We start from the raw sequence: 14,001 nt of genomic DNA, 5'->3' as shown, positions 1-14,001 counted from the left end.
TTCCGTCACCTGCCGGGGGTCGAGGAGGGCTGCGCGGACGGGGTGGGGGCGGGGGTCTGCGGGGTCGGGATCCGCGGGGTCAGGGTCTGCGGGGTCGCGGTATGCGGGGTCGCGGTATGCGGGGTGGCGGTATGCGGGGTGGCGACGCCGACGGAGGGGACGGCGGCCGCCGGGGCGCCGGTGGCAGGGGCCGGGGCCGTGGTCTGTGTGAGGGCGAGGACCTCGGGCGGGCGGACCACCGGAGTGCGTGCGGAGGACTGCTGGGCGGCCGTTCCGGGGACGCCCTTGACGCTGCCGTCCGGGTTGAGGAAGGCCGGGTCACCGCCGGGCACCATGCCCAACTCGTGGGCGCGGCGCTGGAGGGCGTCGGGCGCGGAGTAGGTGTCCACGTCCCGCTGCAGCGCCTGCTCCTCGTCGGTGAGGCTCTTGGTGTCCCTCTGTAGGTCGTCCAGGCGGAACGAGCCCTCGCTCAGCGCGGAGTTCAGCACGAGGAGGCCGATCAGGCCGCCGCCGAGCAGGAGCACGACGAGCAGGACGAAGGGCGTGCGGGCGGCCTGGCCCCCGCCGGCGGGGAGGAGCCGGGCGAGCCGGGCGGCCCGCCCCCTGAGTTCGGGTTTCCTACTCACTCGATCTCCCCCTCCTGCTGCCTCACTCGGCGTCCTCGCGGATGCGCTGGGCCCCGCGCAGCCGTGCGGGAGCCGCTCGCCGGTTCTCGGCGACCTCTTCCTCGGTGGGAAGTTCGGCACCGCGGGTGAGCAGCTTGAGCCGGGGCTGGTAGCGCTCGGGCACGACCGGCAGACCGGGCGGCGCGGTGGTGGCGGCACCGGCCGCGAACACCTGCTTGACCAGCCGGTCCTCCAGCGAGTGGTACGACAGCACGGCGATCCGGCCGCCGACGGCGAGCGCCTTCACGGCCGCGGGAATCGCCCGCTCCAGGACGCTGAGCTCCCCGTTGACCTCGATGCGCAGCGCCTGGAAGGTGCGCTTGGCGGGGTTGCCGCCGGTGCGCTTGGCGGCCTGCGGCAGGGAGTCACGGATCAGCTCGACGAGCCGCGCGCTGTTGCTGAAGGGTTCCTTCTCCCGTTCGCGCACGACGGCGGAGACGATCCGCTTGGCCTGCTTCTCCTCGCCGTACGCGCGCAGGATCCGCACCAGTTCGCCCGCCGGGTAGGTATTGAGCACCTCGGCCGCGCTGATGCCGGTCGTCTGGTCCATCCGCATGTCGAGCGGGGCGTCCTGGGCGTAGGCGAAGCCGCGGTCGGCCTCGTCGAGTTGCATGGAGGAGACACCTAGGTCGAACAGGACGCCCTGGACACGCGGGATGCCGAGGCGGTCGAGCACCTCGGGCAGTTCGTCGTAGACCGCGTGCACGAGGGTGGCACGGTCGCCGAAGGGGGCGAGCCGCTCTCCGGAGAGGCGCAACGCCTCCTTGTCCCGGTCGAGGGCGACGAGACGGGCCTCGGGGAACTGTGTCAGCAGCGCCTCGCTGTGGCCGCCGAGTCCCAGGGTGCAGTCGACGACCACGGCGCCCGGCTCGGTGAGGGCCGGGGCCAACATGTCCAGGCACCGCTGGAGCATCACCGGGACGTGTCGACTCTGTCCCTCCCGTCGCCCACCACCACCCTTGTCCGAATGCGCTTCGCGCCCCATTGAATCTGGGCCCTCTCAGGTCCGGCGCGGCCGTACGCACCGCCGGGTCCCCACCCGCTCGAGAAGGGGAGGCCTGCTGGCGCCGGGTGAGTGGCGTCAGCCGACCGGGAGCGGGAGGAGGCCGAGCCGTACGTACGCGCCGCGCACGCGGGGGGAGACGCCGGAAAATCGCCGGGTCTCCAGGGGAAAGCAGTCCAGCAGGGAGAGCCTCGCCTCCCGCTTCGCGTCACTTTAGTCCACGGTGTCTCGCGGTCAATCAACCGGCATGCGCGTCGCGGACCGCTCCTCCATGAACCCCCGATCGAAGCTATGAATCAGCAAAAATCACCTATCCAGGTGATCTCCAAACACCCATGTGGGTTACCTCACAACAAGACACGATGACGTTCTTTGTCCCCTCTCACAGCAGGACTACTTCGTACGTGACCAGTAACGTCATAGCTATGACGACTTCTGCATCCGTACCCACAGAGCCCGAAGACGCCATAACAACGGGCGGCGGCGTGACCGACCGTCTCGTCGAGGCGAACCAGCAGTACGCCGGCGCGTTCACCGATCCCGGGATGGATGCCCACCCCGTGCTGCACGTCGCGGTGGTCGCGTGCATGGACGCCCGGCTCGACCTGCACGCCGCACTCGGCCTGGAACTGGGCGACTGTCACACCATCCGCAACGCCGGCGGCGTCGTCACCGACGACGTGATCCGCTCCCTCACCATCAGCCAGCGGGCGCTCGGCACCCGCAGTGTCGTGCTCATCCACCACACCGGCTGCGGCCTGGAGTCCCTCACCGAGGACTTCCGGCACGACCTGGAGATGGAGGTCGGCCAGCGCCCCGCCTGGGCGGTCGAAGCCTTCCGGGACGTCGAACAGGACGTACGGCAGTCGATGCAGCGCGTGCGCACCTCACCGTTCCTCCTGCACACGGACGACGTGCGCGGCTTCGTCTTCGACGTGACGACGGGCCTGCTGCGCGAGATAGACCCCGCCTGAACACTCCCACCGGGTCCCTCGTAAAACTTCCTGGGGCCCTCGTGGGACCCTCACTTCACGAAAGAACCCCGACCCACTGGCGCCCAAAGGGTCGCAAGACCTGACATATCGCAGCCAGTTATCCACAGGCGAGTGACACGAACCGGTAACGGCAACAAGAATGCGGTTGTGGCGTCACGCGGAACCTCTCGCGCGTGGTGTCCGTGTTTCGGGGTGGGCCGGTCCGCACAGGGCGTCGGCCCGAGAACGGGCCGAGGAGGGCCGGGTGACGACCTATGACGATCGAGCGAGCCTTACAGATCTGACCGCCACTGTGGAGCGTGTCCGCAGTTCGGTGGAAGGAGTGATCGAAGGCAAGCCTGAGGTCGTACGGCTTTCGCTGACCGTGCTGCTCGCCGAGGGACATCTTCTGATCGAGGATGTCCCCGGCGTCGGCAAGACCATGCTCGCCAAGGCACTGGCACGGTCCATCGACTGCTCGGTGCGGCGTATTCAGTTCACGCCCGACCTGCTGCCCTCGGACATCACGGGTGTGTCCATCTGGGACCAGCAGCGCCGGGACTTCGAGTTCAAACCGGGTGCGATCTTCGCGCAGATCGTGATCGGCGACGAGATCAACCGCGCCTCCCCCAAGACGCAGTCCGCGCTCCTGGAGTCGATGGAGGAGCGTCAGGTCACCATCGACGGGCAGACCTACGAACTGCCCAGCCCCTTCATGGTGGTGGCCACGCAGAACCCGGTCGAGATGGAGGGCACCTACCCGCTGCCGGAGGCCCAGCGCGACCGTTTCATGGCCCGCGTCTCCATCGGCTACCCGAGTGCGGAAGCCGAGCTTCAGATGCTGGACGTGCACGGCGGGGTCTCCCCGTTGGACGACCTCCAGCCGGTGGCGCACGCGCACGAGATCGTGAAGCTGATCGACGCGGTCCGCACGGTCCACGTCGCGGAGACGGTCCGGCGGTACGCGGTGGATCTGGTCGCCGCCACGCGCACCCACCCCGACCTCAGACTCGGCGCCTCACCGCGTGCCACGCTGCATCTGCTGCGCGCGGCGAAGGCCTCCGCGGCGCTCAGCGGCCGGGAGTACGCACTGCCGGACGACATCCAGGCACTCGCCGTGGCGGTCCTGGCCCACCGTCTGCTCCCCACGGCCCAGGCGCAGTTGAACCGTCGTACGGCCGAGCAGGTCGTCCAGGAGATCCTTCAGCACACCGCCGTTCCCGCGGCGCCCCAGCAGCAGCCGGGCTTCACGATGGGCCGCGGCGCGCCCGCGTACGACCAGCAGCCGCCCCGGAGGCTGTGATGACGCCCGGGGGGACCGGCGACGCCGAGGAGGACAAGGGCGGGCTGCGCACCGCGCTCACCGGACTCACCACTCGCGGACGCTCCTTCCTGGCCGCCGGCATCGCGGCCGCGATCTGCGCGTACGTCCTGGGGCAGAGCGATCTGCTCCGGGTCGGCCTGCTTCTCGCGGTCCTGCCGCTGGTCTGCGCGACCGTGCTGTACCGCACGCGCTACCGGGTCGCGGGCAGCCGCAGGCTCTCCCCCGGGCGGGTGCCCGCCGGTTCCGAGGCCCGCGTCCATCTGCGGATGGACAACGTCTCGCGGCTGCCCACCGGCCTGCTGATGCTCCAGGACCGGGTGCCGTACGTGCTCGGCCCGCGGCCCCGGTTCGTCCTGGACCGGGTGGAGGCGGGCGGCCGACGCGAGGTGTCCTACCGGGTCCGCTCCGACCTGCGCGGCCGTTATCCGCTGGGTCCGCTGCAACTGCGTCTGACGGACCCGTTCGGGATGTGCGAGCTGACCCGCTCCTTCTCGACGTACGACACCCTGACGGTCATCCCGCGCGTCGAACCGCTGCCGCCGGTGCGGCTGAGCGGTGAGGCGAAGGGGTACGGCGACGGGCGGCAGCGCTCGCTGGCACTGGCGGGCGAGGACGACATCATCCCGCGCGGCTACCGCTACGGCGACGACCTGCGCCGAGTGCACTGGCGCCTGACCGCGCGCTACGGCGAACTGATGGTCCGTCGCGAGGAACAGCCGCAGCGCTCCCGCTGCACGGTGCTGCTCGACACCCGGGGCATCGCCTACGAAGGCGCCGGCCCGGACTCCGCCTTCGAGTGGGCGGTGTCGGGGACGGCGTCGACGCTGGTGCACATGCTCGAGCGGGGCTTCTCGGTGCGGCTGCTGACGGACGACGGCAACTCGGTGCCCGGCGAGGGCGCCGACGGCTTCGCGGGCGCGAGCCAGGAGTCGGCGGACGCGGCCGGACTGATGATGGACACGCTCGCGGTCATCGACCACTCGGACGGCGCCGGGCTCTCCCGGGCCTACGACCTCCTGCGCGGGGGCAACGAAGGGCTGCTGATCGCCTTTCTCGGCGACCTCGACGAGGAGCAGGCGACGGTGCTCGCCAAGATGCGCCAGCGCAGCGGCGGAGCCGTCGCCTTCCTGCTGGACAGCGAGACCTGGGTGCGGGAACCGACCGACGTCCCCGGCCCGTTGGGCAGAAGCGAGGATCGACTGCGCATGCTGCGCGAGGCGGGCTGGACCGCCGTGACGGTGCCACGGGGGGCGGAGCTCGCCGATCTGTGGCGGCAGGCGGACCGGCAGCGCGTGGGTGCCGCCTCGACGGGGAGTACGGCTGGGGGTGGAGGATCATGAGCGGGCGGGCTCGGCTGACGCTGTATTCGGCGGCGGCCACACTGATGGCGGCGTGCGCGCTGCTGCCGCTGGTCAAGCCGGCGACGTGGATCCTCCAGGCGACGTTCCTGCTGGCGCTGCAGTCGGGTGTGGGCGCGCTGACCCGGCGGGTTCCGCTGGCCCGGCCGCTGACGGTGGCGGCGCAGACGCTGGTGACGCTGATGCTGCTGACGCTGGTCTTCGCCCAGCAGCAGGCCCTCCTCGGCTTCGTCCCGGGACCGGAGGCGTTCCGGCATCTCGGCGATCTGCTCCAGGCGGGCACGGACGATGTCGGACGGTACGCGATTCCGGCGCCGCTGTCCGACGGCATCCGCCTGATGCTGATCGGCGGTGTCCTGGTGATCGGTCTCGCGGTGGACACGCTCGCGGTGACGTTCCGCAGCGCGGCCCCCGCCGGACTCCCCCTGCTCGCGCTGTACTCGGTCGCCGCGGGCCTGTCGGGCGGCGGCTGGGCCTGGCTGTGGTTCCTGCTCGCGGCCGCTGGCTATCTGATGCTGCTCCTGGCGGAGGGCCGCGACCGGCTCTCCCAGTGGGGCCGGGTCTTCGGCGGCGCGCCCCGCTCACAGGGGCTGGACGCCTCCTCGGGCACGGTCGCACCGGTCCGCACGGGACGGCGCATCGGCGCGGTCGCGCTGGGCATCGCCCTGGCGGTGCCGCTCGGCCTGCCCGCCCTCGGCGGCGGTCTGCTGGGCGGCGCGGGGGCGGGCGTCGGCTCGGGTTCCGGGGGCGGCACGATCTCCGCGGTGAACCCGCTGGTCTCGCTCCGCGACAGCCTGAACGTGGACGAGGACCGTCAGGTCATGTCCTACCGCACCAACTCCGAGGACACCCAGGACATGTATCTGCGGATCGTGTCCCTGGACGACTTCGACGGCACGGCGTGGAAGCCGGCCCAGCGACACATCCAGGACGTGCCGGACACGTTCCCGACGCCGATCGGCCTCGGGGCCGACGTCCAGCGCAGCGAGATCCGGACCCGCATCTCGGCGGCCGACTGGTACGCGCAGGACTGGCTGCCCATGCCGTACCCGGTCAGCAAGGTGAACATCAGCGGCAGTTGGCGGTACGAACCGGTCGGCCGCACGCTCGTCGGTGACCACGGTCAGAACACGCGCGGCGTGCAGTACGAGGTGACGAGCCTGATCGTGCAGCCGACCGCGCAGCAGCTGGCGAACGCGCCGGAGCCGTCGAAGGCCCTGAAGCGCGAGTTCACCAAGGTGCCGTCGTCGCTGCCCGCGGTGGTGGCCGCCACCGCGCGCAAGGTCACCGCGGGCTCGACGAACCACTACGAGCAGGCGGTCAAACTCCAGGACTACTTCGCGGTGAACGGCGGATTCACCTACAACACCCAGGTGCAGGTGGGCAGCGGCTCGGCCGCGATCGCACGCTTCCTGAAGGACAAGCAGGGCTTCTGCGTCCACTTCTCCTTCGCGATGGCCTCGATGGCCCGCACGCTGGGGATTCCGGCCCGGGTCGCGGTGGGATTCACGCCCGGCTCCCCGCAGGCCGACGGTTCGATGTCGGTGGGGCTGCGGGACGCGCACGCCTGGCCCGAGCTGTACTTCGAAGGCGTGGGCTGGACCCGCTTCGAGCCGACCCCGAACCGGGGCTCGGTGCCGGAGTACACCCAGACGGACACGCCCGGGTCTGACTCGTCGACGGTGCCGAAGCCGTCCACGTCGTCCTCCGCGGCGCCCTCCACCGCCCCGTCGGCCAGCGGCGACTGCCCGGCCGAGCAGAAGAAGCTGGAGGGGTGCCCGAGCCAGTCCGCGCTGGCCACGGTGGGCTCGAAGGACGACGGCACTCCGTGGTTCCAGATCCTGGGGTACACACTGGCCGGGCTCCTGCTGCTGATCGTGCCGATGCTGCCGATGCTGTGGCGGATGCGGCTCCGGTCCGTGCGGCTGGGTGCGCACGGCCGCAGCGAGGCGGACGCACCCGCGTACACGCTGGCGACGTGGCTGGAGGTGACCGATACGGCGTGGGACTACGGAATCGTGCCGGACGAGTCCCAGACACCGCGGAAGGCCGCGGCGCGGATCGTGCGGCTCGGGCTCCTCGAAGCCGAGGCGTCGGAGGCGGTGCACCGGATGGCCGCGGCGGTGGAGCAGGTGCTGTACGCCCCGCACCCGCGGCTGACGGCGGGGCTCGCGCAAGACGCCCGTCGTGTCACGGACGCCCTCGGCGCCCGGGCGAGCCGCACCGCCCGCCTGCGTGCCCTGCTCGCGCCCCGCTCAGCCGTCCGGGTGGCCTGGGCGGCGTCGGCCTACTGGACGGCTCTGTCGGCCCGGCTGGCGGCGCGCAAAGAGACCCTGCTGCGACGTCCTTCGGGGCAGAACAGCTGACGTCGCGTTGAACCATGTGGCCCGTGTCCCCGGCCGGGGACACGGGCCACATGTGGTTGGTGCGCGACCGGGACGGAGGCCGCCGGTGCCGGCCGGCGCCCCACGGGCGAGGGTTCGATTCACGCCGGCGTCACGGCCGCCACTTCGTCACGGCCGCCACTCACGTCGGCGCGGGCAGGACGCCCGGCCCGGGTACGGCTGAGGGGGTGTCCCACCCGGCCCGGGTGGGACACCCCCTCACGCGTTGTCTTCGACTGCGGGCGCCCGCAGGGCTACTGACCCCGCGGGGCTACTGCCCCTGCTCGTCCCGGCGTCGCTGCCAGCGTTGTTCGATGCGGTCCATCATGGAGCGGCGCTGTCGGCCCTGGTGGCGGCGCGCGGCGGGTGCGCCGGGCGCGGCCGGTTGTTCACCCGGCTTGGGAGCCTTGCGCCAACCGGTGACGGCGAGCACCGCACAGCCCAGCATGACGAGAAAACCCACCACGCTGACCCAGATCTGCTTCGAGACCATTCCGGCCATGAGGAGCGCGATACCCACCAGAAAGCCCGCGACCGCCTGGTAGACCCGTCGCCGGGTGTACGTACGCAGCCCGCTTCCCTCAAGCGCTGTCGCGAACTTGGGATCTTCGGCGTACAGCGCTCGCTCCATCTGCTCGAGCATTCGCTGCTCGTGCTCCGAGAGCGGCACGGCGTCCTCCTCATCGTGCAGTCGCCGGGGCGACCGGGGGTCCCCTTCAGGATAGGCAGGGAATCGCCCCCGTGAAACCCGCCCCTCTGCGCCAATTCGCCAACCGGAACCCGCCATGGCATCCCGATTCACTGAGGCGTGCATTCCCCAGCAACCGGCCCGTCATGCCGGACGGTCTCCCTCGATCATACGGCGCCGAGCGCCCGATCGGGCGGCCTGTGGCGTACTCCATCTGCCGCCCCGCCCCTGATCAGGGGCGCAACATGAGAGGCGGCTCAACCCTCGTCGGCCCCCTGCGCCTCACCGAGCACATGAAGCTGAGTGGCCACGGAGTGGAACGCGGGGAGTTCGGCGGCCGCCGCCTCGAGCTTCAGGAGGGCTTCCACGGCACCCGGCTCGGTGTCCACGAGGACGCCGGGGACCAGGTCCGCGAAGACCCGTACGCCGTGCACGGCGCCGACGCGCAGACCCGCGCCCTCGACGAGCGCGGTGAGCTGGTCGGCGGTGAAGCGGTGGGGTACGGGATCACCCTCGCCCCAGCGTCCGTCCGGGTCGTCGAGCGCCTGCTTGGCCTCCTTGAAGTGCCCGGCGAGGGCGCGGGCGAGCACGGCGCCGCCCAGGCCCGCCGCGAGGAGGCTGAGAACACCCTCGGGACGCAGCGCGTCCACCACGTTGCGCACACCGTCGGCGGGGTCGTCCACGTACTCCAGGACCCCGTGGCACAGCACGACGTCGTAGCCGCCGCGCTCGACGACGTCGAAGAGGCCGTGGGCGTCACCCTGGACACCCTTGACGCGGTCGGCGACCCCGGCCTCGGCGGCCCGGCGCTCCAGCGCGAACAGCGCGTTCGGGCTGGGGTCGACGACGGTGACACGGTGGCCGAGGCGGGCCACGGGCACCGCGAAGTTGCCGCTGCCGCCTCCGGTGTCGAGGACGTCCAGGGACTCCCGCCCCGTGGCCTTGACCCGGCGGTCGAGAGCGTCCTTGAGGACCTCCCACACGACGGCGGTACGGAGAGAAGCGCGGGGGCGCGTCGGGTCCGGCACGGCAGTTGACTCCTCGGAGCGGCACCGCCTCTTGCGCGGCGGAGCGATCGGGGGGCCTCCCGGCAGGAGGCTTCAGGCGCCTCCACCCTATTGCCTCCGCCGTCGTACCCGACCCTCCGTCTCACCCGGCGGATCACGCGTCCGATCACGCATCGGATCCCGGCGGATCACGGGGTCAGCCCGCGTCCGGGACCTCCCTGTTCCCCCTGTCCTCCCTGTCTCCGTCCCCCTCCTCGCCGTTCCGACGGGGCTGGGGCAGTACGGGTTGCAGCACCAGCATCCGCTCGACGATGCGCAGGAACATCGCCACGTCCCGTATCAGGTCGTCGGCGTCGCGGGTGCCGGCCGCGCCCCGGATACCCGCCTCGGCGCGGGCGCGCCGGTCGGCTCCGGAGGCGAACAGGGCGCTCCACTCGGTGAGTTCGGGGGCGATCTCGGGGAGCACTTCCCAGGCGCTCCGGATGCGGGCGCGGCGTCGGGGCGTGGGCTCCGGGCGGCCCCGTGCGGCGAGCACGGCGGCGGCGGTGCGCAGGGCCGCCAAGTGCGCCGTCGCGTAGCGCTCATTGGGTGTTTCCAGGGCGGTCGCCTCGTCGAGGCCGGCGCGGGCCTGGGCGAGCAGGTCGAGGGCGGCGGGCGGGGCCGTGGTCCGGCGGAGCACGGGGTGTACGTCGCTCGCCGGGCCGGTCAGTGAGGGGGCAGGGCCGGTGGCGCGGCGCCGGTGGGCGGCTGCTGCGGAAGAGGTGGCCATGACGAACCTCCTGTCGTCTGTGTGACGGCACTGTGGCCGTATGTGCCCATCGTGAGGTATGGCACTGACAATCCGTTCTGACCTGGGCCTTTGCTTCGATCGAGAGTTCGGGTTAGTTTTTGCACTGACCAGTCAGTTCAAAAATGTTCAAGAGATGGGGACGCTGTGGACGGTCCGCGCGGACTCGGTGTCACGGCCAGGGACTTCGGACTCGAGGGCCCGCGCGGCTGGGCGTTCCGCGGAGTCGGTGTCGATGCGCAGCCCGGCTCGCTGATCGCGGTCGAGGGGCCGTCCGGCTCGGGCCGTACGTGCCTGCTGCTCGCGCTCACGGGCCGGATGCGGTCCACCGGGGGGACGGCCACCGTGGGCGGGGCGACGCTGCCGCGGCAGATGGCCGCGGTGCGTCGCGCGAGCGCGCTCGCCCATGTCCCGGGGGCCACCGACCTGGACCCCGCCCTGACCGTCGGGGAGCACCTGCTCGAACGGGCGCTGCTGCAGCGGCGGTTCGGGGGTTCCCTCAAGGACTCCCTGCGCGGGCCGCTGCGTCCGCGAGCCGGGCGGGCGGCCGAGGGGAAGCTGCGGATCGACTCCGCGCTGGCCGCCGCCGGGCTGGACCGGGAGGCCCTGCCCAAGGGCTCCCGGACCGCCGTACGTGACCTGGAGCGGCTCGAAGCCCTGCGGCTGTCCGTCGCGTTGGCCCTCGTCGGCCGCCCGGGGCTGCTCGGCGTCGACGACATCGACCTCAAGTTGTCGGATGCCGAACGGGCCGAGATCTGGGCCCTGTTGAAGTCGATCGCCCAGTCGGGCACCACGGTCGTGGCGGTGTGCAGCGAGGCTCCCGAGGGAGCCGTCCTCGTGTCCACCCGCCCGACCGACCACACCAGCGAGACCGACGACAAGGAGACGGCCGATGCGCTCGCCGAGACTGGCCGTTCTTGAGCTCAGGCGCTTCGGCCGGGGCAAACTCCCGCGCGCCGCGCTGGCCGCGCTCCTGTTGCTGCCGCTGCTGTACGGCGCCCTCTACCTGTGGTCGTTCTGGGACCCGTACGGCCGGCTGGACCGCATCCCCGTGGCGCTCGTGAACGACGACAAGGGGGCGAGCGTCGCGGGCAAGAAGCTCTCGGCGGGCGAGGACATCACCAAGGGGCTGCGCGACAGCGACACCTTCGAGTGGCACGAGGTGAGCGCGGCCGAGGCCCGCCGGGGCGTCGAGGACGGCACGTACTACCTGTCGCTGACCATGCCGTCCGACTTCAGCCGGAGGATCGCCTCCAGCTCCGGACAGGCGCCGGAGACGGGCGCCCTCCAGGTGCGTACGAACGACGCGAACAACTACATCGTCGGGCAGATCTCACGGACGGTGTTCGGCGAGGTGCGCACGGCGGCGTCCACGAAGGCCTCCCGGTCGTTCCTCGACAAGATCTTCATCTCGTTCTCGGACATCCACGGGGCGACCGAGAAGGCCGCCAAGGGGGCCGACAGACTCAGCGGTGGGATCGGCAGGGCCCGGAAGGGCTCCGAGGACCTCGCCGACGGCCTGAAGGACGCCAAGGAGGGCAGTGGCAAGCTCTCCGGGGGCCTGCGAAAGCTCGACAAGGGCGCCGGCGACCTGGCGGACGGCTCGCGGCAGGTCGCCGACGGCACGGGGGCGCTGGCCGACAAGGTCAACGGGGTCGCGGACAAGGTGGGCCCGTTCCTGAAGGACAACGAGAAGTCGATCGGCGACACGGCCCGGCTCGTCGCCGACTCCGCCGCGGGGATCCGCCACAACCTCGACACGCTGGTGAAGACGGCCCCGGCCGCAGCCAAGGGCGCCCATACGGCGTCCGACGCGCTGAGCGCCGTCTACAAGGCGCGCTGCGAGACCCTGCCGTTGCCCGACGCCGCGTGCCCCGACCTGAAGAAGGCCCGGCAGGCGGCCGCGGACGTGGCCGAGGTCGCCGACGACGTGAACACGCTCATCGGCGACCAGAACGGCGATCTCGACCGGCTCGACAAGAACCTGGGCACCCTCCAGAAGCAGGCCCAGGCCCTCGCCGACCGCTCGCCGCACCTCTCCGAAGACCTCGCCGACGCCGTCTCCAAGGTCAACAAGCTGAACGAGGGCGCCGAAAAGGTCGCCGCGGGGGCCAAGAAGCTGCGCACGGGGCTCGGTACGGCCAAGACAGGCGCGGCGGACCTCGACACGGGTGTCGGCAAGCTGAAGACGGGCGCGAGCACCCTCGACGAGGGCATGTACAAGCTCGTCGGCGGCTCGGGGCAGCTCGCCGGCGGACTGCACGACGGCGCCGGGCAGATCCCCGACTACGACCGGCAGGACCGCGACCTGCGCACCCAGGTCATGGCAGACCCGGTGAAGCTCGCCTCCAAGGACCTGCACAAGGCGCCCAACTACGGCACCGGCTTCGCCCCGTACTTCATCCCGCTGTCCCTGTGGGTGGGCGCGATGGTGGCGTACATGTTGATCCAGCCGCTGAACCGGCGCGCGCTCGCGGTGGGTGCCTCGGCCTGGCGCGTCGCGCTGGCGGGCTGGCTGCCGGTGGCCGCCCTGGGCGTGCTCCAGACGGTGGCCCTGATGTCCGTGCTGCACTGGGCGATCGGCCTGGAGATGGTGCGGGCGGCCGGGACCGTCGGCTTCCTGTGCCTGGTGACGGCGTGCTTCGCGGCGCTCGTGCAGTGGCTGAACGCACGCTTCGGAGCGGCGGGCCGGATCCTCGTACTCGCCCTCCTGATGCTCCAGCTGACCTCGGCGGGCGGCACGTACCCCGTCCAGACCAGTCCGGGCTTCTTCAACGCGATCCACCCCTTCTTGCCGATGAGTTACGTCGTCGAGGCCCTCCGCAGGCTCATCACGGGCGGCGGTCTCGGACCGGTCTGGGAGGCGTGCGCCGTCCTGACGGCGTTCACCGCGGGCGCGCTCGCGCTCACCGCCCTGTCGGCTCACCGCAAGCAGGTGTGGACCCTCGACCGTCTGCACCCCGAGCTGAGCCTGTGACAATCAGGGCCATGGAAAGCAGCAGCACCACGGCAGGTGGCGGCCGTCGCGAGGCGACCCGGCAGAAGCTCTACGAGGCGGCGGTCACCCTCATCGCGGAACAGGGGTTCTCCGCCACCACCGTGGACGAGATCGCCGAGCGGGCCGGGGTCGCGAAAGGCACCGTCTACTACAACTTCGCGAGCAAGTCCGTCCTCTTCGAGGAGTTGCTGCGGCACGGCGTGGGACTCCTCACCGCCTCCCTGCGGGAGGCCGCCGAGCGCACCGAGCGGGACGGCGGCACCAAGGTCGACGCACTGGACGCGATGATCAGGGCCGGGCTCGCCTTCATCAACCGCTACCCGGCCTTCACCCAGCTCTACGTGGCAGAGCTGTGGCGCACCAACCGGGCCTGGCAGTCCACGCTCATGGTGGTCCGGCAGGAGGCGGTCGCGGTCGTCGAGCGCGTGCTGCGCGAAGGGGTGGCGAACGGCGAGCTCAGCGACGAGATCGACATTCAGCTGACGGCCGCCGCGCTGGTCGGGATGGTCCTGGTGGCCGCCCTGGACTGGCAGGCCTTCCAGCCTGAGCGTTCCCTGGACGACGTCCACGCGGCGCTGTCGCGGCTGCTCCAGGGGCGCGTGAGCGGCAACCGGTGAGCTGACAGGGCTCGGTACGGAAGCGGGCAGGGCTCGTACGGAAGCGGGCAGTGCTCGGTACGGAAGCGGAGCACGGCCAAGCGCCGGTCCGAGGCGGCCGCATCCTTCGCGGGCCACCTCGAACCGGCGCTTCGCCGTGCTCCCCCCGACACCCCCGGTGGGGCCCCCGTCGGGGGTCCCCCCGGGTCCCCCGGGC

The 14,001-nt window shown here is 71.6% G+C and carries 12 protein-coding genes; 7 read left to right on the top strand and 5 right to left on the bottom strand.

Features of this window, described 5'->3' with window-relative positions:
- Positions 1-5: 5 nt before the first annotated feature.
- Positions 6-626, bottom strand: coding sequence for a septum formation initiator family protein (locus ACFVWD_RS35635; RefSeq protein ID WP_389602161.1), 621 nt, complete (start codon positions 624-626; stop codon positions 6-8).
- Between the two features lie 22 nt (positions 627-648).
- Complete coding sequence (rsmH, locus tag ACFVWD_RS35630) at positions 649-1,650, bottom strand: 16S rRNA (cytosine(1402)-N(4))-methyltransferase RsmH (protein WP_389602159.1); 1,002 nt, start codon at positions 1,648-1,650, stop codon at positions 649-651.
- 443 nt (positions 1,651-2,093) lie between these two features.
- Here rsmH and ACFVWD_RS35625 point away from each other — a divergent pair, with 443 nt between their 5' ends.
- The 4 genes from ACFVWD_RS35625 to ACFVWD_RS35610 all read left to right on the top strand — a co-directional run bounded on the left by ACFVWD_RS35625 (position 2,094) and on the right by ACFVWD_RS35610 (position 7,690).
- The gene (locus ACFVWD_RS35625) at positions 2,094-2,642 is read left to right on the top strand and encodes a beta-class carbonic anhydrase (RefSeq protein ID WP_389602157.1); all 549 of its coding nucleotides are present in this window, start codon (positions 2,094-2,096) and stop codon (positions 2,640-2,642) included.
- Between the two features lie 265 nt (positions 2,643-2,907).
- Positions 2,908-3,945, top strand: a complete 1,038-nt coding sequence (locus ACFVWD_RS35620; protein ID WP_389602155.1) for an AAA family ATPase — start codon at positions 2,908-2,910, stop codon at positions 3,943-3,945.
- The gene (locus tag ACFVWD_RS35615; protein ID WP_389602154.1) at positions 3,945-5,306 is read left to right on the top strand and encodes a DUF58 domain-containing protein; all 1,362 of its coding nucleotides are present in this window, start codon (positions 3,945-3,947) and stop codon (positions 5,304-5,306) included. Before ACFVWD_RS35620 ends, ACFVWD_RS35615 begins: the two co-directional genes overlap by 1 nt.
- On the top strand, positions 5,303-7,690 hold the full coding sequence (locus tag ACFVWD_RS35610; RefSeq protein WP_389602152.1) for a DUF3488 and DUF4129 domain-containing transglutaminase family protein: 2,388 nt from the start codon (positions 5,303-5,305) through the stop codon (positions 7,688-7,690). Before ACFVWD_RS35615 ends, ACFVWD_RS35610 begins: the two co-directional genes overlap by 4 nt.
- A 289-nt stretch (positions 7,691-7,979) precedes the next feature.
- Here ACFVWD_RS35610 and ACFVWD_RS35605 read toward each other — a convergent pair whose 3' ends face one another.
- The 3 genes from ACFVWD_RS35605 to ACFVWD_RS35595 form a co-directional block, all read right to left on the bottom strand.
- Positions 7,980-8,378, bottom strand: coding sequence for a DUF3040 domain-containing protein (locus ACFVWD_RS35605; protein WP_101405634.1), 399 nt, complete (start codon positions 8,376-8,378; stop codon positions 7,980-7,982).
- A 275-nt stretch (positions 8,379-8,653) separates the two neighbouring features.
- Positions 8,654-9,424: a methyltransferase gene (locus tag ACFVWD_RS35600; protein ID WP_097284314.1), complete on the bottom strand. Its 771-nt coding sequence runs from the start codon at positions 9,422-9,424 to the stop codon at positions 8,654-8,656.
- A 175-nt stretch (positions 9,425-9,599) separates the two neighbouring features.
- Positions 9,600-10,172, bottom strand: a complete 573-nt coding sequence (locus ACFVWD_RS35595) for an SAV_6107 family HEPN domain-containing protein (RefSeq protein WP_389602151.1) — start codon at positions 10,170-10,172, stop codon at positions 9,600-9,602.
- 165 nt (positions 10,173-10,337) lie between these two features.
- Between ACFVWD_RS35595 and ACFVWD_RS35590 the strand changes: the two genes are divergently transcribed.
- The 3 genes from ACFVWD_RS35590 to ACFVWD_RS35580 are packed head-to-tail and all read left to right on the top strand — an operon-like array spanning position 10,338 to position 13,805.
- Positions 10,338-11,111 carry an ATP-binding cassette domain-containing protein gene (locus tag ACFVWD_RS35590; RefSeq protein WP_389602149.1) on the top strand — a complete coding sequence of 258 codons (774 nt, stop codon included), beginning with the start codon at positions 10,338-10,340 and terminating at the stop codon, positions 11,109-11,111.
- The gene (locus ACFVWD_RS35585) at positions 11,083-13,167 is read left to right on the top strand and encodes a YhgE/Pip family protein (RefSeq protein ID WP_389602148.1); all 2,085 of its coding nucleotides are present in this window, start codon (positions 11,083-11,085) and stop codon (positions 13,165-13,167) included. Before ACFVWD_RS35590 ends, ACFVWD_RS35585 begins: the two co-directional genes overlap by 29 nt.
- Positions 13,168-13,178: 11 nt before the next feature.
- Complete coding sequence (locus ACFVWD_RS35580; protein WP_389602146.1) at positions 13,179-13,805, top strand: TetR/AcrR family transcriptional regulator; 627 nt, start codon at positions 13,179-13,181, stop codon at positions 13,803-13,805.
- Positions 13,806-14,001 lie beyond the last annotated feature (196 nt).

The organism is Streptomyces sp. NPDC058086 (assembly GCF_042885015.1).
Classification (GTDB): domain Bacteria; phylum Actinomycetota; class Actinomycetes; order Streptomycetales; family Streptomycetaceae; genus Streptomyces.
The sequence above is the reverse complement of the archived record's forward strand: the minus strand, read 5'-3'. Positions and strand labels throughout refer to the sequence as shown.

What these genes read in the sequence shown, in the direction of transcription:
- rsmH (WP_389602159.1), bottom strand. Translation starts at nt 1,650, where the DNA reads ATGGGGCGCGAAGCGCATTCGGACAAGGGTGGTGGTGGGCGACGGGAG.
- ACFVWD_RS35625 (WP_389602157.1), top strand. Translation starts at nt 2,094, where the DNA reads ATGACGACTTCTGCATCCGTACCCACAGAGCCCGAAGACGCCATAACA.
- ACFVWD_RS35615 (WP_389602154.1), top strand. Translation starts at nt 3,945, where the DNA reads ATGACGCCCGGGGGGACCGGCGACGCCGAGGAGGACAAGGGCGGGCTG.
- ACFVWD_RS35610 (WP_389602152.1), top strand. Translation starts at nt 5,303, where the DNA reads ATGAGCGGGCGGGCTCGGCTGACGCTGTATTCGGCGGCGGCCACACTG.
- ACFVWD_RS35595 (WP_389602151.1), bottom strand. Translation starts at nt 10,172, where the DNA reads ATGGCCACCTCTTCCGCAGCAGCCGCCCACCGGCGCCGCGCCACCGGC.
- ACFVWD_RS35585 (WP_389602148.1), top strand. Translation starts at nt 11,083, where the DNA reads ATGCGCTCGCCGAGACTGGCCGTTCTTGAGCTCAGGCGCTTCGGCCGG.
- ACFVWD_RS35580 (WP_389602146.1), top strand. Translation starts at nt 13,179, where the DNA reads ATGGAAAGCAGCAGCACCACGGCAGGTGGCGGCCGTCGCGAGGCGACC.